The following is a 19149-nucleotide window of genomic DNA, read 5'->3' as shown; positions in this document are numbered from 1 at the left end:
GGGTGGAATGAGCTTGCGAATTCCACCGGCGATATCAGGCGCCGGTGGGATCAATCGAGGGGGAAGGCACGGAGTAACCGGGTGGCACCGGTGGAATTCGCGCCTTCGGCACTCATTCCACCCTACATTTGGGTCACACCGAGCGGGTAGCGCGTCACCGCTCAGAGGCTGGTCAGCCAGCCGTGGGTGTCTTCGGCCTTGCCCCACTGGATGTTGTTCAGGGCCTGGCGCAGCATCACGGTGGTGGCGCCGATGCCGCCGTCGCCGATGCTGAATTCCTGGCCTCTGTAGATCAGGGTGCCGACCGGTGCCAGGACGGCGGCGGTGCCGGACAGGGCCGCCTCGCAGCCCGGCTTGGCGGCGCGTTCCAGGAGTTCCTCGACGGTGAGCTGACGCTCGGAGACCTTCATGCCCTTGTCGCGGGCCAGGGTCAGAATGGAGTCGCGGGTCACGCCGTGCAGGAAGCTTTCGTCCAGCGCCTTGGTGATGATCTCGTCGCCGTCGATCAGCAGGAAGTTGGCGGCGCCGGTTTCCTGGACATCGCCGCCCGGGCAGAACAGGACCTGGTCGGCCTGGTACTCGGCCCGTGCCTTCATGATCGGGCGCAGCGCGCCGGCATAGTTGCCGCCGCTCTTGACCATGCCCATGTGCGGCGGGCAACGCATGCCCTGATCGTCGACCAGCAGGCGCAGCGCCTTGTCGCCACCGGCGAAGTAGTCGCCGACCGGTGACAGCAGAACATACTGGCAGGAGGTCAGGGACGGCACGGCGGCCTTGCCGATCGCAGGCTCGGTGCCGATGTGGGTCGGGCGGATGTACATCGAGCCCGGCGGCTCCGGCACTTCGTCGGCGAAGCGGGCAACGATATCCCTGATCATTTTCTCGGTGGCCGCTTCGTCGATCGCCGGCAGTGCCAGCAGATGGCTGCTCTGGGCGAAACGGGCGATGTTGCGGTCCATGCGGAAAATCCTGATGGAACCGTCTTCGTGGCGAAACGCCTTCAGACCCTCGAAGCAGGTGCTGGAGTAATGCAGCACATGGGCGCCGGGATGCAGCTGGAGGCTGTCGCTCGGCACGACCTGAGTCTCACTCCAGTCAGAGCCGTCAAACCAGGAAATTGCCATTTCAGGCATAAAAACAGAGCCGAAAGCCGCCATACTGAATATCCCAAACTGAGTCTGATCAAGGGTCCCGGCACAAGCAGGACAGGAAAACACCCGGATGTTGCGGTGTACAGGACCGTAGATTGTAAGCATCCCGGCAGAAAATGGAATTGCCTGCCGGCGAAAAAGTCATACCGACGTCAGGGGGCAGGACAGGGACGGCGGGTAATAGTTACCAGTTTACAGTGACTGTGCTTCGCTGCCTGCGATCTTCCTGCCTCAAATATGCAGGTGTAATTTTCTGTCGGTCGCAATTTTGATTATCATGAACGGCCAATAGCGCCGGCCGACAACGGCCTGCTCCAGGGGCAGAGGGCTCCGGGTCATAAATCAGTGACAGAAATCTGCATTATCAGCGACGGCAAGCCCGGGCACCTGAATCAGTCCAGGGGCTGGCGGAAGCATTGCAACGGCTGCGGCCCGGACTGTCTATCCGGGAACGTGCGCCCCTGGCCTGTGCCGAGCTGTTGCGGGTTTTTCTCGGCAGACTGCACGAGCCCCCGGCGACACTGCTGATCGGCGCCGGGCGCGCGACCCATCTGAGCCTGCTGGCATTCAAGCGTGCCACCGGGGCGCCGGTGGTAGTGCTGATGCGCCCGAGCCTGCCCTATGGCTGTTTTGACCTCTGTCTGGTTCCCGAACATGACCGGCCGGCTCCGAAAGGCAATGTGATCCTCACCCGGGGCGCGCTGAACCGCATGCGGCCCGGCGACAAGACTCCCGGAGAGGGCCTGATTCTGCTCGGTGGTCCGTCGAAACATTTCCGCTGGGACGACGATCGCATCCTGACGCAGCTGCGACGGCTGATCGCGCAGGACCCGCGCCGCTGGACACTGACGACCTCCCGCCGCACACCGGCATCGCTGCTGCCGGCGCTGGCGCAACTGCCGGGCATCGAACTGGTGCCGGCCGGGCAGACCGGACCGGACTGGCTGCCGGCACGCCTGGCGTCGGCGGAACTTTGCTGGGTCAGTGCCGACAGCGTTTCGATGCTGTTCGAGGCGCTGAGTGCCGGCTGTGCCGTCGGTCTGCTCGAGCTGGACGCCGAGCCGGGCAGTCGCGTCGGGGCAGGTGTCAGGCAGGCGATCGAACAGGGACTGGCCACGCCGATGAGCCACTGGCAGGGCGAAGCCCTGGTTGCCCCGGCACAACGATTCAATGAAGCCGAGCGCTGTGCAAGGCTGATAGAGGAACGTCTGCATTTATGAAAGTGGTGCAACTGCTGCCGGATCTGGAAGGTGGAGGCGTCGAAAAAGGCACCCTCGAGGTGGCGCGGTACCTGGTCGGGCAGGGGCACGAGTCGATCGTGATCTCGGCCGGCGGCCGCCTGGTCGAAGCCCTCGAACGTGACGGCAGCCGCCATGTCAGCTGGGATCTGGGGCGCAAGTCGCCCATGACCCTGCGCCATATCTGGGCGCTGCGCCGCTGGCTGCGCCGCGAACGGCCCGATATCCTGCACCTGCGCTCGCGCATGCCGGCCTGGGTGGCCTGGCATGCCTGGAAAGGTCTTCCTGTCGGCGAGCGCCCCGGTCTGGTGACCACCGTACATGGCCTTTATTCGGTCAGCCGCTACAGCGAAGTAATGTGCCGGGGCGAACGTGTCATCGCGGTGTCGAAAACGGTTCAGGACTACATCTCACGCAACTACCCGGATACCGATATGGGGCGGGTGCGACTGATCTACCGCGGTATAGATCCGCAGGAATTTCCCTTTGGCTATCGGCCCGTGGACAAGTGGCTCGAGCGCTGGAAAAACGAATACCCGCTATTACAGGGTAGGCGAGTGCTTACTCTGCCCGGGCGTCTGACCCGCCTCAAGGGGCATCACGACTTTATCGACCTGATGGCGGCGCTCAGGGCCGACGGGTTGCCGGTTCATGGCCTGATCGTCGGCGGCGAGGACCCCAAGCGCCAGGCCTATGCCGCCGAGATCCGCCGGCGCATCGCCGCCGGGGGCTCGGCCAGGACATTACCCTGACCGGCAATCGTGCCGATATCCGCGATATCTTCGCTGTATCCGATCTGGTGCTGTCGCTCTCGACCAAGCCCGAATCCTTTGGTCGCACGGTGGCCGAGGCGCTGAGTCTGGGCGTGCCCGTTGCCGGCTATGCCCATGGTGGTGTCGGTGAAATCCTCGAAGCCCTTTACCCGCAGGGCGCCGTGCCGTTGCAGGATACCGGCGCGCTGCGGCAGCGGGTGGAGCAGCTGCTGAGCGCCGACGAGCGGCCGACCGGCAACGCGATATTCCGCCTGGATACCATGCTGGGCGAGACGCTGGCCGTCTACCGGGAGCTGTGCCGATGATCTGGGGGCTGGTGGCTGCGGCCGCGCTGGCGGGGCTGGTCTTCAGCCATCGCTATGCCTGGTGGCGTCCGGCCGTCGATCCGAAGCGGCCGCGTATCCTGATGTACCACATGGTCAGCGAACACCGTCCCGGGGCGAAGTTCAACAAGCTGCGGGTGCGGCCGTCCCGGTTCGAGCAGCAGATCCGCTGGCTGCAGCGCAACGGCTGGCACTTCGCGCTGATGTCGGAGCTGGCCAGGCCTGAAAAGCTGCCGGCGAAAACCGTCGTGCTGACGTTCGACGACGGCTTCGAGGACAACTACCGCAACGCCCATCCGGTGCTGAAAAAATATGGCGCCCGCGCGACGCTCTATCTGGTGGTGGACCGTTTTGACCGCGACTGGTCGACGGCGAAGAAGGCGCACCACGACAGCGGCGAGCTGATGCACGAGCCCAAGCTCAGCGATGACCAGGTACGGCAAATGCTGGCCTCCGGCTGCTGGGAGCTCGGCGGCCATACCCTGACCCACGCCAACCTCGCCCGGCTTGACGCGGCCGGCAAGGAGGCCGAGATCCGTGGCGGGCGGGAGCAGCTCGAGCAGCGCTTCGGCGTGCCGGTGCCTTCCTTCGCCTACCCGTTCGGCATCTATGATGAACAGGATGTGCAGCTGGCCGAGCAGGCCGGGTTCGACAACGCGGTGACCACGGTGGAAGGGATCGATGACGATATCCGCAAGCGCCGCTTCGAACTGCGGCGGGTGAAAATTTCCGGCAAGGACAACCGGCTGGCGTTCCGCTTGCGCATGCGCAGCGGGCGCAGGAGCTGAGGGCGGCGTGAAATGGCCACAGGAGCGAACATGACCAGAGAGTCCCGGTTGCATATCCTGCTGCTCTCGGACGGCCTTCCCGGCCATGCCAATCAGGCGCGGGGGCTGGTCCAGTGGCTGTCCAGTCGCTACCGGGTGGATTGCATCGAGATCGGGGTGCAGTTGCGCATGCGGGCCCTGGCAAGGCTGTTGCTGCCCTGGCTGTTGCGAATGGGAAGGCCGGGGGCCGCGCTTGCCGCGCGCTTCTATGATGTACCCAAAAGCGCGCTGGACAGGCCGCAGCTGATCATTTCGGCCGGCGGCAATACCTCCTTTCTCAACGTCGCTCTGTCACGCAAATGGCGGGTGCCCAATATCTTTCTCGGTTCGAAGCGACGGCTGCGGTCCGACGACTTTGCCGCCCATCTGACGCTGGAGCCGACGGGTGAACCCCACAATATCATCATGGAGCTGGTGCCGACCCCGACCGATGTCGAGGCGCAGCGGGAGGCGGGCGGGGCGCTGCGCCGCGAGCTAAATGTCGCTGCCGGCGAAAAGCTCTATGCGCTGGTTATCGGGGGTAACGGCGCAGGTTTCGATTACGACGAGGGCGCCTGGCAGCAGTTGGCCCGGCTGGTGGCGGAACTTTCGGCGCGGGACCGGTGCCGCTGGCTGCTGACCACCTCCCGGCGCACCGGTGTCGCGGCCGAAACCGTCCTGAAGGCGAATCTGGACGAGGGTCTGCTGGCCGACGCCGTCTGGTGGCACGAGGCGCCCCGCAAGGTCATGAGCGCCTACCTGGGAGCGGCGGACGCGGTGTTCGTCACGGCCGACAGTATGTCGATGATCAACGAATGCATCGCCAGCGGCAAACCCACTCTGCTGCTTGAGCCACCCGGGGCGCAGCCGGACGCGCGCTACCGTGGTGCGATGGAGCGCTTCATCGCGGCGAACTACTGCCGCCACCACCGGCTGGGGCAGCCTCTGCCCATGGTCGACGCCCAGGCACCCGCCTGTCGGGACATCAGGGACCGGCTGCTGGACGCACTCGCGCGCCAGCTGGCACTGGATTCATAGTAAACTGTGGGCCCCATGGGCAACGCCGCTTCAGATCACCGGCAAGGGAACAGACGACAGGCCATGAAGACAACACCGATTAGAGTCGCGCAGGTACTGGCGGGCGCCGCCGTGGGCGGTGCCGAGAACTTTTCGTACGCCTGGTGGCCGGTCTGAACGAGCGGCCCGAGCTCGAGGTGAACGCCTTTATCCGCAACCACGCCCATCGCGTGGAGGCGCTGCGCCAAAGCGGCGTGACGACGCAGGGTTTCCGCTTCGGCGGCAAGCTGGACGTGCTGGGACGGCGGGCCTACCGGCAGGCGTTGGATGCATTCGAACCCGAGGTCGTCATGACCTGGATGAACCGCGCCAGCATCAGCACGCCGAAGTCGAACAGATACCTGCTGGTGAACCGACTCGGCCATTACTACAACCTCAAGTATTACCGCCACGCAGACTATTGGGTCGGCATCAGCAAGGGGATCTGCAAGCACCTGATCGACGGCGGTATCCCCGCCGACCGCGTGGTTCAGATCCCCAATTTCGCCGACGAGACCCCGGTGGAACCGCTGCCGCGCGACAGCTTCGACACCCCGACCGACCGCCCCCTGATACTGGCGGCCGGGCGGCTGCACGTCAACAAGGCGTTCGACGTGCTGCTGCACGCCCTGGCGGACCTGCCCGATGTCATGCTGTGGCTGGCCGGTTCCGGGCCGGAAGAGACCAGCCTCAAGGCACTGTGCAGTCAGCTGGGACTGGACGAGCGCGTGCGCTTCCTGGGCTGGCGGGACGACGTCACCACGCTGATGCGCACGGCGGACCTGTTCGTCTGCCCGTCCCGTCACGAGGGGCTGGGCTCCATCGTGATGGAGTCCTGGGCCCACGGCTGCCCGATCGTCGCCACCAACTCCCAGGGCCCGGCGAAGTCATCACCGATGGTCTCAGCGGACTCGTCACCCCGGTGGACGACGCCCGCGCACTGACGGCCGCGATCCGCTCGGTGCTGGAAAGTCCCGATCTGCGACAGGGGCTGATCGAAGGCGCCAGCCGGGTGTACGCCGAAGGTTACAGCCGGGCGCACATCGTCAACGAATACGTGGAGTTCTACCGCAGGATCACGGGGCGTTAGCCCGACGAGGGGTGTGGCCACGGATCGCATTAAAGCAATTTTCCGGAAAGATCCTGAATGAAAGTTATTCTGAGCGAATTCTCCGATCCCGCCTGGGTCCGGGCCGTCGAGCGGCTGCAGCAGACGCGGGCCTGGCAACCCGTGCTCTGGGTCGCCGAACAGACCCTGCAGGCGCCGGTCACGCACACCTTTCCCGGGTGCCGCTTCCTCAACCGCGTCGATGCGGTCCGCCTGGCACCGCCGGCCGGCATCGACAGCGGTCGCGCGGTCGTCGGCCCCGAGCTGCTCGATGCGACGGCGTATTACCAGCTGCAGGCGATCAAGATGATGGCGCGTATGGACAACGACGGCGCCGCCTTCACGGCCGAGCAGCGGATGGATTATTTTCACGGTCTGCTGTCGTATTGGCAGCGGGTCCTCGATGCGCTCGAGCCAGACCTGGTGGTGTTTCTCGAGTCACCCCACGTTATCTACGACTACGCGCTCTATGCGCTTTGCCGCTACCGCAAGATTCGCACGCTGATGTTCGTGCGCACCAAGGTCGGCGACTACGTTGCTCCGACCTCGGGGTTCGAGAAGGGGCCCGAAGCGATACGTCAGAGCATGCGGGCGCTTGAAGCGCAGGCCCTGTCCGACGAGCAGCTACGCTCGCAGCTTTCGGCCGAGCTGCTGGCCGAGGTCGAGCGCATCCAGGGCGACTTCAGTTCGGGGATGGAGAAGACCGCCAAGGCCCAGATCGACAGCTACCAGCGCGCGCGCAAGCATCAACAGCTGCGGCACCGGGCCGGACTGTTCAAGGATGGCGTGCGGCTGCGGCTGGACTGGCTGCGCAAAACGCTGTTCGGCGACAAGCCGCACCGGACCACCTACCTGAAAGCGGCGCAAGCCGCGTCGCCGCGGGAGTGGATGACGCGCTACCAGTACAAGGCGGCCAAGCTGCAGGGGCGGCGCCTGCGCTACGGCAACGAGCGCGCCTACGAGCGGGTAGCCGGCCTGCCGGATCTGGAGGTGCCCTTCATCTACTTCCCGCTGCACTTTCAGCCGGAGCGCTCGACCTGCCCGGACGGCGGCTGGTTCGTCGACCAGCGCCTGGCAATCGCGAATCTGTCGGCGGCGCTGCCGCAGGGCTGGAAGGTTTATGTTCGCGAGCACCCGGCGTCCTTCCTCGGCTCCTCCCACGCCGGGCGCGGCCACATGCTGCGTCCGCCGGGATACTACGACGACCTGGCGGCACTGCCCAACGTGGAACTGGTCGACATGAGCCTGGATCCCTTCCTGCTGACCGACAAGGCCCGGGCCGTGGCGACGGTGACCGGTACGGCGGGCTGGGAGTCCGTGGTGCGGGGCCGGCCTGCCCTGGTGTTCGGCGCCCCTGGTACCGCGACTGCCCCGGTGTCTACAACGCCGATGTCGACGCTGCGCAACTGCGGCGACTGCTGGCCGACATCGCGGCCGGCGCCCGGGTCGAGATCGCGGATATCCACCGCTTCCTGCTGGCGATCCACCACGCCTGCGTGCGTTGTAGCATCAGTACCCGGATTCGCTCCCAGCCGCTGGATACCGACGACAATATCGAGGCGCTGGTCGAACTGCTGGCTGCAGGCGAAAAACTGGCCAGTATCGAAGTGGCGGCGCCCGCACGGGCAAGCGAAACAGGCGGAGTGGTATGAAAGGACCGGTTTTCGTTGTCGGTTTCCCGCGTTCGGGCACCACCTTGTTGCGGGCGCTGATTGGCGCTCATCCCGATATCGCCATGATCAACGAGCCCGAACTGATCTATGCGCTGTACCGTGCCGGCTACCTGCAACAGGGACTGGCCGGCGCGGATCCCGGGGAGGTGATTGAGCAACTCGGCGTGGTGGGGCTCTGCCGACAACACCTTGAAGGACTGACGCCGGAGCGGGTGGAGAAATTGCGTGAGCGCAGGGGCGACCTGTCGATCCGGGAACTGTACGAAACCCTGCTGCCGCGACCCGAGGCTCCGATCTGGGGCGAGAAAAGCCTGAACAACAACTTCTTCGTCGAAGCGCTGAGCCGGCTTTACCCCGAAGCTGTATTTGTCTCCGTGGTCCGTGATCCGCGGTCTGTACTGCTGTCGCTGGCGGTCAAGCGCAAGCTGGTGGAGGAGCAGGCGGACGGGTTGCGCATTCGTCAGCCAGTGGCGCTGGCACGGACCCTGGAGATCGAAGGTTACAAGTGGGCGTTGTGGAACCGTGTCGCGCTCGACAACGCCCGGCGGGTTAAGCCGGGACGCTGGCTGGCGCTGCGCTACGAGGACCTGGTCGAAGATCCTGAAACGGGGATGAGGGCGTTGTGCCGGTCGCTGGAAATGGAGTTCGACCCAATGATGCTCAGCAGCCAGGCGCGTAAAAACGATCCGGTACTGTCCACTGCGTCCCGGGGCGCCCATGCCCGCTTGAGTGGCGAGCTGGACCGCTCGAGGATCAGTGCCTACCGGAAGTGGCCGGCCTGGGCGCTGGCGATAATCGAACATCACTGCGGCGAGGCCATGGTGGCGTTCGATTACCCGCCGGTTACCCCCGGCAGGTCGCTGGCGGGGGCATGGGCCCGCCTCTCGGTGCCGGTGTTCGGTGCCTTTAACCGGCGCAAGAAGCGGAAATTCCGCCGGCAGCGTGGTCTCTGATCAATAGAGGTGGGCCAGGGCGCCGTTGCGATAGTGGTAGTCCAGCAGCACCAGGTCTTCCGGGCGATCGATATTGATAAAGTGTTCCGATTCGATCGCGGCGGTGCCCGGTGGCACGAAGCGGCCCTGTGCCAGCAGGGCCTTGCGGCGGATGGCGTAGACCGCTCCGGTCAGCTGATAGGCCGGCGGCAGCGACTGGCGGGGCACATCGCTGCGCGCGCCTTCGATGAAGGGGGCCAGCGAGCCTTCCGCTTCGATCCGGAACAGCTTGTAGGGATGCGGTTCTTCCAGCCGGCAGACGGTCACTGCGGCAGGATGGTCCTCGAGCGCGCGGATGGCCCTGTCGATCAGCTGGCCGTCCCGCAGCGGCGACGTCGGCTGCAGCAACACGACCTGCGAGCACTCCGGCAGCTGTTCCAGCAGCGCGGCGATCACCTCGAAGGTCGTGGTCCTGTCCCCGGCCAGCGCCTGCGGGCGCAGGCCCAGGCTTTCGGCACCGGCCTCGAGCGCGATGCGTTCGTATTCCGGACTGTCCGTCGACACCAGCAGGCGGTCGATCAGTTCGGACTGCTGGCCGGCGCGGACCGCAAGTTCCAGCAGGCTGACACCGTCGACCCGGTGGATGTTCTTGTTCGGAATGCCCTTGGAGCCGGCGCGTGCCGGGATGACGGCCAGGGTGCTCATCAGTAGCTGTTGCTCTTCTGGTAGTTCAGATCGATGGTCGCCAGCGTATCGGCGATCTTCCTGCCGGCATCGCCGAAGCCGAAGAGGCTGTCGTGCTCGTAGGCCCTGGCCGCCAGCTGACGCTCGATCGCGTCTTTCACCGACGCCTGGGTGTAGTCGGCGAAGACCACGTTGCCCCCGTGCTCGCGGTTGCGCTGGCGGTCGCCGACCACCACGGCCGGAACACCGAGGAAGCTGCCTTCGCGGATGAACGACGACGAGTTGCCGACGCAGGCCTTGGCGTTGGCCAGTACGCGCACATAGTCTTCCGGCGAGAAGTTGCGGTAGAAGTGGAAGCCGGAAGCCTCGCCACGCTCGCGGAACACGCGGATCCCCTTGGCGACGTCTTCGCTGCCGGCATCCGAGTTCGGCCAGAGCACGACTTTCTGGTGCCCGGGGAACTCGCACAGGGCGTGCAGGGTTTCCATCACCTGGTTCATGCCGTCGCCGTAGCTGGTGGTGACCGGGTGCTGCACCATCAGGATGTAGGGCCGGGTCCAGTCGATGCTGGTGCCGACGCCGCCGTAGCCGGCCATGATCTCGTTGTCGATCGAGGTGTCCTCGTTGGCGATGACGTCCATCGCCGGGCAGCCGTGATTGAACACCCGGTGCTCGTCTTCGCCCATGCGGATCAGACGCTCGCGCGACTGCTCGGTACAGGGGAAGTGGATGTCGGCCAGCTTGGTGATGGCATGGCGCACGCGGTCGTCGATATTGCCGCTCACTTCACCGCCCTGGACGTGCACCAGCGGGATATTCATGTAGCTGGCGGCAATGGCGGAGGACATGGTTTCGTAGCGGTCGGCGACGGTGACCACCATGTCGGGCTGCAGGTCCTGGAAGGCCGTCGACAGTTCGACGATACCCAGACCCGTGGATTTGGCCTGGGTCAGCGGCGTCTCGCCTTCGACGACGTAGAAGATGCTGCGGTCCGGCTCGAAGCCTTCGCGGCGGATGATGTCCACCGAACGGCCATAGCGCTCCAGCAGCGTCGAGGCGCCGACGATCAGCTGCAGTTCGAGGTCCGGATGCTGCTGCACCGCCCTCATGACGTATTTGATGCGGCCGTAGTTGGCGCGGCTGGCGACGACGACACAGACTTTGCGTTTCATGCGTTATCCAAATCTTCTGAATTCAGGAAAGCCCACTGGCTCAGCGGGCGTTTCAGCGGCTGTCCGATCACCTGCTGCCAGTCGCGGGCCGCCATGCCCTGGCCGGCGGGCTTCTTGGCTTCGAGGTCTTCGAAGCGCAGCCGGTGACCGGCCGGCAGGTCCTTGTTGACCGAGAGGGATTTTTCGAACATGCCCTTGAGTTCCCGGTAGGGGGCCAGATCGTCCTTGTCGATCGGGTGCTGCGCGGCGGTATCGACCATGCGGATACCCTCCACCATCTGAGCGAGCTGGTCAAGCGTCAGCGACGAGCGGCTGTCGGGCCCGAACATGCGCTTGTCGAACACGGCATGGACCTCGACCAGTTCGGCGCCCAGGGCGGCGGCGGCGATGGCCGGATAGGGCGTGCCGGAGTGGTCCGAGAGGCCGGTGGGCAGGCCGTAGCGCTGTTTCAGTCCGTCGATCACGTTGAGACCCAGGCGCTCGGCCGGCGTCGGGTAGCTGGTGGTGCACTGCATCACCGAAACCTCGGTGCCCCGTTCCTGCAGGTAGCTCACGGCGGCATCGAGTTCGGCGTAGCTGCTCATCCCCGACGACAGGATTACCGGCTTGCCGGTCTGGCTCAGGCGCTCGAGCATCAGGAAGTTGGTGACTTCGCCGGAGCCGACCTTGTAGCGCTTGATGCCGACGGCCTCCAGCAGGTCGACGGCGGCATTGGAAAAGGGCGAGCTCATGAACTCGAGGCCGACGGTGTCGCAGTGCTCGCGGATTTCGCGCCACTGGGCAGCGCTGAATGACATGCGCTGCCAGTAGTCGTAGCGGGTGCTGTCGACGTAGGAAAACTTCACCCGGAAGGGTTCGAGGGCGCTGCTTTCGGCTTCGGCGATATGGGTCTGGAACTTGATCGCGTCGACGCCGGTCTGGGCGACGGCATCGATATAGGAGTGCAGGATGCCGAGGCTGCCGTCATGGGCCTGGCCGATTTCGGCGATGATGAAGGTCGACTGTTTCATGGCAGGGCCTGTCCGTTGTCGCATATGAAGTTGGGGTGGCGGGCGGCGAGCTCCCGGTAGAGCTGTTGCCACTTGTCCCGGTTGGAGTCCGGGCCAAGCCGGTCCAGGGCGATCTCGAAGACCGTCACCGGCAGACCGTAGAGCTGGTGCAGGGTATCGGCGGCCGAGGAGTTGAACGTCGCCACCTCCTGCGGCAGCCAGCCTTCGGCCAGCGGGACGCATTCGAGAATGCTGTCAAAGCGGACCACCTCGAAGCCCAGAGGCTCCGCCAGCGCCCGGACCCGCTGTGCGTCCTCGTAGCGGTGCAGCACGTAGAGCAGGCGGCGATCGCCGAAGTGGGTCCGGACCCGTCGCAACAGGCCGGTGAAGACCGCGGCGTCGCGGATATGCTTCGGATGCGTATTGGAACCGATAAAGAGTACCAGATCCCGGCGCTCCAGCTGGCCGCCCTTTTCCCTCAGTGCCCGGTAGTCGTTGAGGATGTGCCGCCCGGCCGGAACCCAGGGCAGCTCGTAGAGCGTGAAGTAGGCCGGGCGCACGTCGGCCGCTATGCTGCGGCGTCGGCGCAGCAGCCGATCGAGCCAGGACGCCTTCTGCATGCCGAACAGTTCGCCCTTCTCGATGCGGCTGGACTGGATCAGTACCTCGTTGCCATCGTCGATCAACAGGGTGCGGGCCGGCCGCCAGGTGTTGAAGATATGGGCGTGCAGGTGCTTCAGCCAGGCGCTGTAGTAGTGGTCGATGCGGCTGTCGGCCAGCGCCCGCCAGAGCAGCAGCGGATAGCAATAGCGGCTGAACGCATTGAGGCGAAAACGGATGACGCGATTCCAGCCCCCGTCGAGCAGCGGCTCGCAGAGCGCGAGGTCGGCCGGCTTGCGATAGGTCAGCAACAGCACATTGGGCGTACTGCCGGTGCCGTGGAAGCGGTCCCGTGCCTCGATGCAGTTGAGCAGCTGCAGCGGCGTGCGCGAGACGAACAGGTTGATCGGGCCCGCGGCGTCATTCATGGGCAGACAGCTCTGGCTGCGCCGTGCGATAGAGGTAGTTCTTGCCCTTCGGATGAGTTTTGAACCTCTTGTGCACCCACATGTACTGGGCGGGATCCTTGCGGATGGCGCGCTCCAGTTCGGCATTGATGCGGGCTGCATCCGCTTCCTCGTCTCCGGTCGGGAAAGGCGCGATGACCGGGAACAGTTCGAGCTCGTAGCGGCCATCCGGCAGGCGGTGCTGGGCCAGCATCAGGATCGGTGAGTTGTTGAGCTTCACCAGACGGCTGGTGGCGGTGATGGTCGCCGCCGGCACGCCGAAGAAGGGGGCGTAGACCGACTGCCTGATACCGAAATCCTGGTCCGGAGCGTACCAGATGATATGGTTCTTGCGCAGCGCCCTGATCACCGAGCGGATATCGGAGCGCTCGATCGACTGGCCGAAATAGCGGCTGCGGCCCCGGGTGATGATCTTCTCCATCAGCGGGCTGTTGTGGCGACGATACATCGCATCCACCGGATAAAACCGGGCAAACAGCAGGCCGCCCAGATCGAGAGTCGAAAAGTGGGCGCCGAGCAGTATCACGCCGTTGCCCTGGGCGAGCGCGGCCTCCAGGTGCTCGCGGCCCTTGAAGACGATGCGGTCGCGGAACCAGTCGGCCGGCGACCACCAGGCCATTGCAGTTTCGAAAACGCCGATACCGTTGTTGATGAAGATCTCCCGTACCAGTCGTTTCCGCTCCTCGGCCGGCAGTTCCGGAAAGCAGAGCCGGACATTGACCTCGACAACATGACGGCGGCCGCGGGCCAGGTGATAAAGGCCAAGTCCGAGCGCTTTTCCCGCAGCGAGCTGTGCCCGGTACGGCAGGCGGTTCAGCAGCCACAGCAGCCCCATGCCGCTCCAGGTCAGCCAGAAACGGGGGTGTGAGAAAGAGTCTTGGGATTCGTCTTTGCGCGCCATGGTCCATCGCCCGGAATTTCGCTGCATTTTAAGGCCCCGCGGCCGCGGCGGCAAACCGCGGCCAGTGTCCCGGGCTACGCATCGCCGCCGAACAGGTCGCGGGTATAAACCCTGGCTTCGACATCCCGCAGCTCGGGCGTCATGCGGTTGGCGACGATCAAGTCCGCACGGGCCTTGAAGTTTTCGAGATCGCGTATCACTTCAGAGTGGAAGAATTCGTCCTCCTGCAGTACCGGTTCGTAGACGACGACTTCCACGCCCTTGGCCTTGATCCGCTTCATGACGCCCTGAATCGCCGAGGCGCGGAAATTGTCGGAGTCGGCTTTCATGACCAGGCGGTAAAGGCCGACGGTTTTGGGCTGTCGGCGAAGGATCGACTCGGCGATGAAGTCCTTGCGTGTGGTGTTGGCGTCGACGATGGCGCGGATCAGGTTGCTCGGTACGTCGGCGTAATTCGCCAGCAGCTGTTTGGTATCCTTGGGCAGACAATAGCCGCCGTAGCCGAATGACGGATTGTTGTAGTGGCTGCCGATGCGAGGGTCCAGGCAGACGCCTTCGATGATCTGGCGGCTGTCCAGGCCATGGGTTTCGGCATAGCTGTCCAGCTCGTTGAAGTAGGCGACGCGCATCGCCAGGTAGGTGTTGGCAAACAGCTTGATCGCCTCGGCTTCGGTGCTGTCGGTGAACAGTATCGGCACGTCCTTCTGGATGGCACCCTGTTGCAGCAACGCGGCGAAGACCCGTGCGCGCTTGCTGCGCTCGCCGACGACGACCCGGGACGGATAAAGGTTGTCGTGCAGTGCCTTGCCTTCACGCAGGAACTCCGGCGAGAAGATCAGGTTGTCGGTGGCGAAGGTCTGTTTCAGCTCGGCCGTGTAACCCACCGGGATGGTGGATTTTATGATCATCACCGTGTTCGGGCTGATCGCCATCACATCGCGGATCACGGCTTCGACGCTGCTGGTGTTGAAATAGTTGGTCTGCGGGTCGTAGTCGGTCGGCGTGGCGATGATGACGAAATCGGCGTCGCTGTAGGCCTCCTCCCTGTCCAGGGTGGCTCGCAGGTTGAGCGGTTTATCCTGCAGGTAGGCTTCGATCTCGGCATCGGCAATCGGCGAGCGTCGTGCATTGATCAGCTCTACCTTCGTTTCGACGATATCGAGTGCGACGACTTCGTTATGCTGCGCGAGCAGTACGGCATTGGACAGGCCAACGTAACCGGTTCCGGCAACTGCGATTTTCATAGGCTTTCTGTAGTGGGCTGTAGCTGTGTTCCCCTGAATGATAACGCCTAGTTGGGGCTGGCGTATCGCTGACCGCTATCTTTTGTTGCCGAGGGCTCAGAGCGCAGACAGGCGGGATGGGGATGGATGGGGAAGACCGACCGGAGAGGCAGGCGGCGGTTGTCCATGTATAATGTGCGCCAAAATACGGAACAATGCGGTCTGAGATGAATAAACAGCAAGTACCGGCAACCGAACCCGGCAGTTGGACGCTCTACAAGCGCCTGCTGGTCTATGTGAAGCCCTACTGGTTTGCCTTCGTCGTCAGTTTCGCCGCCTTCGCGGTATTCGGCGCATCCCAGGCGCTGTCGGCCAAGTGGCTGCAGCATGTGGTCGATGCGGTCGAAAAGGGCGAGCTGCAGCAACGCGGCCTCCTGGCCCTGGCGGTGCTGGGCATCTTCGCGATGCGCGGGGTGGGTACCTTCGTCGGCAACTTCAGCATCAGTCATGTCGCGCGCCAGGTCGTGCACAGCCTGCGAACCGAACTGTTCGACCGCATGCTGACATTGCCGAGCAGCTATTACCACCAGACCGCCAGCGGCGAGTTGCTGGCCAAGCTGACCTACAACGTCGAGCAGGTCACCGGTGCCGTCACCAATGCGGTCAAGACAGTGTTGCGTGAAGGTCTGACCGTGGTCGGGCTGTTCGCCTACCTCTTCTACCTCAACTGGAAGCTGACGCTGATCTTTATCGCCGCCTCGCCCTTTATCGCCGTGGTGGTGGCGGTGGCGTCGAAGCGGATGCGCAAGCTGAGCCGCCGTCTGCAGCAGTCGGTTGGCGATATCACCAGTGCCGCGTCCGAAACCATCAAGGGCTACCAGATCGTACGCATCTTCGGCGGCACCGAGTTCGAGCGCAGCCGTTTCCATGCGGCCAGCGACCGTAACCGGCGTCAGTTCATGAAGATGGTCGTGACCCAGTCGCTGAATACCCCGACCGTGCAGTTCCTGATCGCGATGGCGCTGGCCAGTCTGCTGTATGTCGCCATGAATCCCACGGTGATGGGCGGTATGAGCACCGGCGAGTTTGTCGCCTTTCTAACGGCCGCCGGTCTGATCACCAAGCCGCTGCGGGCCCTGACCGATCTGAGCACCATTATCCAGAAGGGGATCGCCGCTTCCGAGTCGGTGTTTTCGGTGATAGACGAGGAGCCGGAGCAGGACAGCGGGCACCATCGCGTCGACCGGGTACGCGGCGATCTGCAGTTCGACAAGGTCAGCTTCAGCTATGCGAGCAATGGCAGCGTGGTACTGCATGATGTGGACCTGCACCTGGCCCCCGGGCAGACCGTGGCGCTGGTCGGGCGCTCCGGCAGCGGCAAGTCGACGCTGGCATCGCTGCTGCCACGTTTCAATGCCGGCTGGAGCGGCCAGATACTGCTGGACGGCGTACCGCTGGAGGACTACCAACTCGAGAACCTGCGCCAGCAGATTGCGCTGGTGAACCAGCAGGTGGTGCTGTTCAACGGCACCATCGCCGACAATATCGCCTACGGTGCGATGGCCGGCTGCAGTCAGGAACAGATTGAGGCGGCGGCCGAAGCGGCCCATGTGATGGAATTCGCCAACCGCCTGCCCAGGGGCTCCAGACCGAGGTGGGCGAGAGCGGTCTGCTGCTCTCGGGCGGGCAGCGCCAGCGTATCGCCATCGCCCGGGCGATTCTCAAGGATGCGCCCATCCTGATCCTCGACGAGGCGACCTCGGCGCTGGATACCGAATCCGAGCGCCATATTCAGGAGGCGCTCGAGCTGGTGATGAAGGGGCGTACCACCCTGGTCATCGCCCACCGGCTGTCGACGGTGGAAAAGGCCGATACCATCGTCGTGCTGGATCATGGCCGTATCATCGAGCAGGGCAGTCATCGGGAACTCCTCGAGCAGGGGGGCCTACGCGGCACTTTATCGCATGCAGTTTGCGGACAGTTGAGTCCGGCCTGATGGCACGTCGCCTCTATACGTTGTTTCTCTATCTGGCGCTGCCCCTGATACTGGTGCGCCTCTGGTGGCGGGGCCGCCGGGCGCCGGCCTATCGCGAGCGCTGGCGTGAGCGGCTGGGATATGTCGCCGCCAGCGAACGGCAGCCGCTCTGGATCCATGCGGTATCGGTCGGCGAAACGGTCGCGATAGCCCCGCTGGTCGAACTGCTGCTGGCGCGCCGACCGGACCTGCCGATCCTGCTGACGACCACGACGCCGACCGGCGCCGAACGAGTGCGGACCCTGTTCGGCGATCGGGTGCGCCATGCCTACTGCCCCTGGGACCTGCCCGGGGCCCTCGACCGCTTTTTGCGCCGGGTACGGCCGCTGGCCTGCATCACCGTCGAGACCGAGCTCTGGCCGAATCTTGTCCACCATTGCCATGCTGCCGGCGTCCCGGTGGTGCTCGCCAATGCCCGGCTCTCGGCCCGTTCGGCCCGGGGCTACCGGCGCTTCGCTGGCTTGACGAAACCGATGCTGCAGCAGCTGACCCGGGTCGTTGCGCAACATGCCGCCGATGGCGAGCGTTTTCTCGGGCTGGGGCTGCCGCAACAGCGTCTGGGCATCAGCGGCAGTATCAAGTTCGATATCGAGGTCAGGCCCGAGTGGCTGGAGGCCGGCGGGCGTCTGCGCCGGGGCTGGGGCGAGGCGCGCCCGGTGCTGGTGGCGGGCAGCACCCATGAAGGCGAGGATGCCTTGCTGCTGGATGCTCTCGCAGCGCTGCGCAAAACGCATCCGGATCTGCTGCTGGTACTGGTGCCGCGCCATCCGGAGCGCTTCGACAGCGTTTACCGCCTCTGCACCGATGCCGGCTGCAAGGTGGCGCGCCACAGCCGGCAGGAGCCGGTGGATGCGCAGGTGTCGGTCTATCTGGGCGATACCATGGGCGAGCTGATGGGCTTTTACGCCGCTGCCGATATCGCCTTTGTCGGCGGCAGTCTGGTGCCCCGGGGCGGCCATAATCCGCTGGAGCCGGCTGCGCTGGGCAAGCCGGTGCTGATGGGGCGGGAGGTGTTCAATTTCCAGGCGATCTGCGACCAGCTCGAGGCGGTCGGTGGTCTGGTGCGGGTCGCCAATGGCGCTGAACTGGAGCGGGAGTGCCGGCGCCTGCTGGACGAGCCCGGGTACTGCAGGCAGCTTGGCAGCTCCGCCCGCGAATTCGTCGAGCGCAACCGCGGTGCCCTCGAGCGGCTGTACCAGGAAGTCGAAACGATGCTCGATCGTAGGTTGGAATGAGCCCCGAAGGGCCGAATTCCGACGCCATCATGCCGGCTACCACCCTGTCTCAATGGACCGGATTCCCCGGAATTCGCCTACCGGCTCATTCCAGGCTACGGCAATATTGCCGCCCGGCAGCCGATCAAAACGGGAAGGCAAAATCTTCGCCGGCCTGCAGTCTGAATATCTCTGCGAGCACTTCCGCCAGCGGCGCACCGTCACTGTCGCGCAGCCAGCGGCCGGATCCGGCATCGAAATCGAAGTGGAAACCGCCGTTTCGGGCCGCGACCCAGAGCTGGGTGACCGGCGGCTGGCGGGTGAAGATGACCTGGCTGCCGTTTTCGCATTTCACGGTGAGCATGCCGCCCTGGCTTTCGTAATCCAGGTCGCTGTCGGCTTCGTCGAGAATCTCCTCGATGGTCCCGAGGGTTTCGTCGACGCGGTCGTTGAATTCGGATTCGGTCATGGATCGGGCGTCCTTCTGCTGTCGGCCGGGATTTCGTGCCGGCAGTATATCCGAGTTTCTGCGGCTACTCATCCAACAGCTCTTTCGGATAGTAATGTCAGAACTCAGAGCCCCGGAAAGCGCCGATCGGCAAGGCGCAGTCGCAAAGGCATGGTGGCTCCATGTCGCGCGGCTGCAACGCCGCCAGCGGCGCTTGCCGGGGCTCCCGCAGGGCCGCCTTTGCTGCGTCCGCGGCTGTGTTGCTCATCGCTTATGTAGATTCATTACACGGCGCGATTCGCGCCTTGCCGCAAACGCAGCAAAGACGGCTGAGAGTGACATTACTACCCGAAAGA

The 19149-nt window shown here is 64.5% G+C and carries 20 protein-coding genes; 12 read left to right on the top strand and 8 right to left on the bottom strand.

All coding sequences use genetic code 11. The annotated features are described in order from the left end of the window. Positions 1-161: 161 nt before the first annotated feature. Entirely contained in the window at positions 162-1157 is a 996-nt protein-coding gene (locus ACFQDL_RS09820; protein ID WP_379908844.1) for a branched-chain amino acid aminotransferase, read from the bottom strand. A gap of 410 nt (positions 1158-1567) precedes the next feature. Here ACFQDL_RS09820 and ACFQDL_RS09815 point away from each other — a divergent pair, with 410 nt between their 5' ends. The 9 genes from ACFQDL_RS09815 (at position 1568) to ACFQDL_RS09775 (ending at position 9081) form a co-directional block, all read left to right on the top strand. Continuing rightward, positions 1568-2371, top strand: a complete 804-nt coding sequence (locus ACFQDL_RS09815) for a mitochondrial fission ELM1 family protein (protein WP_379908843.1) — start codon at positions 1568-1570, stop codon at positions 2369-2371. After that, complete coding sequence (locus tag ACFQDL_RS09810) at positions 2368-3141, top strand: glycosyltransferase (RefSeq protein ID WP_379908842.1); 774 nt, start codon at positions 2368-2370, stop codon at positions 3139-3141. The genes ACFQDL_RS09815 and ACFQDL_RS09810 overlap by 4 nt, the downstream gene beginning before the upstream one ends. After that, positions 3132-3467 (top strand): glycosyltransferase, encoded by a 336-nt coding sequence (locus ACFQDL_RS09805; RefSeq protein ID WP_379912990.1) that lies wholly within the window; start codon positions 3132-3134, stop codon positions 3465-3467. The genes ACFQDL_RS09810 and ACFQDL_RS09805 overlap by 10 nt, the downstream gene beginning before the upstream one ends. Next, complete coding sequence (locus ACFQDL_RS09800; RefSeq protein ID WP_379908841.1) at positions 3464-4273, top strand: polysaccharide deacetylase family protein; 810 nt, start codon at positions 3464-3466, stop codon at positions 4271-4273. Before ACFQDL_RS09805 ends, ACFQDL_RS09800 begins: the two co-directional genes overlap by 4 nt. A gap of 30 nt (positions 4274-4303) precedes the next feature. Beyond that, on the top strand, positions 4304-5329 hold the full coding sequence (locus ACFQDL_RS09795; RefSeq protein WP_379908840.1) for an ELM1/GtrOC1 family putative glycosyltransferase: 1026 nt from the start codon (positions 4304-4306) through the stop codon (positions 5327-5329). Between the two features lie 143 nt (positions 5330-5472). Then, positions 5473-6291 (top strand): glycosyltransferase, encoded by an 819-nt coding sequence (locus ACFQDL_RS09790; RefSeq protein WP_379908838.1) that lies wholly within the window; start codon positions 5473-5475, stop codon positions 6289-6291. Further along, entirely contained in the window at positions 6270-6437 is a 168-nt protein-coding gene (locus ACFQDL_RS09785) for a glycosyltransferase (RefSeq protein WP_379908837.1), read from the top strand. Before ACFQDL_RS09790 ends, ACFQDL_RS09785 begins: the two co-directional genes overlap by 22 nt. 57 nt (positions 6438-6494) lie before the next feature. Then, positions 6495-8282 carry a hypothetical protein gene (locus ACFQDL_RS09780; RefSeq protein WP_379908836.1) on the top strand — a complete coding sequence of 596 codons (1788 nt, stop codon included), beginning with the start codon at positions 6495-6497 and terminating at the stop codon, positions 8280-8282. After that, a complete protein-coding gene (locus ACFQDL_RS09775) occupies positions 8164-9081 on the top strand; it encodes a sulfotransferase family protein (RefSeq protein WP_379912988.1) in 918 nt (305 codons plus the stop codon). The genes ACFQDL_RS09780 and ACFQDL_RS09775 overlap by 119 nt, the downstream gene beginning before the upstream one ends. Here the strand turns inward: ACFQDL_RS09775 and ACFQDL_RS09770 are convergent, their stop codons facing one another. From ACFQDL_RS09770 to ACFQDL_RS09745, 6 genes are all read right to left on the bottom strand, one after another. Further along, positions 9082-9765: an acylneuraminate cytidylyltransferase family protein gene (locus ACFQDL_RS09770; RefSeq protein WP_379908835.1), complete on the bottom strand. Its 684-nt coding sequence runs from the start codon at positions 9763-9765 to the stop codon at positions 9082-9084. It lies immediately after the preceding gene. Beyond that, positions 9765-10916 carry a UDP-N-acetylglucosamine 2-epimerase gene (gene neuC / locus ACFQDL_RS09765; protein WP_379908834.1) on the bottom strand — a complete coding sequence of 384 codons (1152 nt, stop codon included), beginning with the start codon at positions 10914-10916 and terminating at the stop codon, positions 9765-9767. The genes ACFQDL_RS09770 and neuC overlap by 1 nt, the downstream gene beginning before the upstream one ends. Next, complete coding sequence (locus ACFQDL_RS09760; protein WP_379908833.1) at positions 10913-11926, bottom strand: N-acetylneuraminate synthase family protein; 1014 nt, start codon at positions 11924-11926, stop codon at positions 10913-10915. Before ACFQDL_RS09760 ends, neuC begins: the two co-directional genes overlap by 4 nt. Continuing rightward, positions 11923-12933, bottom strand: coding sequence for a hypothetical protein (locus tag ACFQDL_RS09755; protein ID WP_379908832.1), 1011 nt, complete (start codon positions 12931-12933; stop codon positions 11923-11925). The genes ACFQDL_RS09760 and ACFQDL_RS09755 overlap by 4 nt, the downstream gene beginning before the upstream one ends. Further along, a complete protein-coding gene (gene lpxL, locus ACFQDL_RS09750) occupies positions 12926-13873 on the bottom strand; it encodes an LpxL/LpxP family Kdo(2)-lipid IV(A) lauroyl/palmitoleoyl acyltransferase (protein WP_379908831.1) in 948 nt (315 codons plus the stop codon). Before lpxL ends, ACFQDL_RS09755 begins: the two co-directional genes overlap by 8 nt. Positions 13874-13947: 74 nt before the next feature. Next, the gene (locus tag ACFQDL_RS09745; RefSeq protein ID WP_379908830.1) at positions 13948-15117 is read right to left on the bottom strand and encodes a nucleotide sugar dehydrogenase; all 1170 of its coding nucleotides are present in this window, start codon (positions 15115-15117) and stop codon (positions 13948-13950) included. A 206-nt stretch (positions 15118-15323) separates the two neighbouring features. Between ACFQDL_RS09745 and ACFQDL_RS09740 the strand changes: the two genes are divergently transcribed. From ACFQDL_RS09740 to waaA, 3 genes are read left to right on the top strand one after another with little or no spacing between them, the layout of a single operon-like run. After that, positions 15324-16838 (top strand): ABC transporter transmembrane domain-containing protein, encoded by a 1515-nt coding sequence (locus tag ACFQDL_RS09740; RefSeq protein WP_379908829.1) that lies wholly within the window; start codon positions 15324-15326, stop codon positions 16836-16838. Continuing rightward, positions 16751-17092, top strand: coding sequence for an ATP-binding cassette domain-containing protein (locus ACFQDL_RS09735; RefSeq protein ID WP_379908828.1), 342 nt, complete (start codon positions 16751-16753; stop codon positions 17090-17092). The genes ACFQDL_RS09740 and ACFQDL_RS09735 overlap by 88 nt, the downstream gene beginning before the upstream one ends. After that, positions 17092-18366: a lipid IV(A) 3-deoxy-D-manno-octulosonic acid transferase gene (gene waaA, locus ACFQDL_RS09730; RefSeq protein WP_379908827.1), complete on the top strand. Its 1275-nt coding sequence runs from the start codon at positions 17092-17094 to the stop codon at positions 18364-18366. Before ACFQDL_RS09735 ends, waaA begins: the two co-directional genes overlap by 1 nt. A 124-nt stretch (positions 18367-18490) precedes the next feature. Here waaA and cyaY read toward each other — a convergent pair whose 3' ends face one another. After that, positions 18491-18814: an iron donor protein CyaY gene (gene cyaY / locus ACFQDL_RS09725; protein WP_379908826.1), complete on the bottom strand. Its 324-nt coding sequence runs from the start codon at positions 18812-18814 to the stop codon at positions 18491-18493. Positions 18815-19149: the final 335 nt, after the last annotated feature.

Origin of the sequence: Marinobacterium aestuariivivens (assembly GCF_042661465.1) — a bacterium.
In the GTDB taxonomy this organism is placed as follows: domain Bacteria; phylum Pseudomonadota; class Gammaproteobacteria; order Pseudomonadales; family Balneatricaceae; genus Marinobacterium_A; species Marinobacterium_A aestuariivivens.
This window is presented reverse-complemented; position numbering and strand designations above follow the sequence as displayed.

Excerpts from the sequence above, each read along its gene's own strand:
- waaA (WP_379908827.1), top strand. The coding sequence starts at position 17,092 with ATGGCACGTCGCCTCTATACGTTGTTTCTCTATCTGGCGCTGCCCCTG.
- ACFQDL_RS09810 (WP_379908842.1), top strand. The coding sequence starts at position 2,368 with ATGAAAGTGGTGCAACTGCTGCCGGATCTGGAAGGTGGAGGCGTCGAA.
- ACFQDL_RS09800 (WP_379908841.1), top strand. The coding sequence starts at position 3,464 with ATGATCTGGGGGCTGGTGGCTGCGGCCGCGCTGGCGGGGCTGGTCTTC.
- ACFQDL_RS09760 (WP_379908833.1), bottom strand. The coding sequence starts at position 11,926 with ATGAAACAGTCGACCTTCATCATCGCCGAAATCGGCCAGGCCCATGAC.
- ACFQDL_RS09820 (WP_379908844.1), bottom strand. The coding sequence starts at position 1,157 with ATGGCGGCTTTCGGCTCTGTTTTTATGCCTGAAATGGCAATTTCCTGG.
- ACFQDL_RS09740 (WP_379908829.1), top strand. The coding sequence starts at position 15,324 with ATGAATAAACAGCAAGTACCGGCAACCGAACCCGGCAGTTGGACGCTC.
- neuC (WP_379908834.1), bottom strand. The coding sequence starts at position 10,916 with ATGAAACGCAAAGTCTGTGTCGTCGTCGCCAGCCGCGCCAACTACGGC.
- lpxL (WP_379908831.1), bottom strand. The coding sequence starts at position 13,873 with ATGGCGCGCAAAGACGAATCCCAAGACTCTTTCTCACACCCCCGTTTC.
- cyaY (WP_379908826.1), bottom strand. The coding sequence starts at position 18,814 with ATGACCGAATCCGAATTCAACGACCGCGTCGACGAAACCCTCGGGACC.
- ACFQDL_RS09745 (WP_379908830.1), bottom strand. The coding sequence starts at position 15,117 with ATGAAAATCGCAGTTGCCGGAACCGGTTACGTTGGCCTGTCCAATGCC.
- ACFQDL_RS09770 (WP_379908835.1), bottom strand. The coding sequence starts at position 9,765 with ATGAGCACCCTGGCCGTCATCCCGGCACGCGCCGGCTCCAAGGGCATT.
- ACFQDL_RS09780 (WP_379908836.1), top strand. The coding sequence starts at position 6,495 with ATGAAAGTTATTCTGAGCGAATTCTCCGATCCCGCCTGGGTCCGGGCC.
- ACFQDL_RS09795 (WP_379908840.1), top strand. The coding sequence starts at position 4,304 with ATGACCAGAGAGTCCCGGTTGCATATCCTGCTGCTCTCGGACGGCCTT.
- ACFQDL_RS09755 (WP_379908832.1), bottom strand. The coding sequence starts at position 12,933 with ATGAATGACGCCGCGGGCCCGATCAACCTGTTCGTCTCGCGCACGCCG.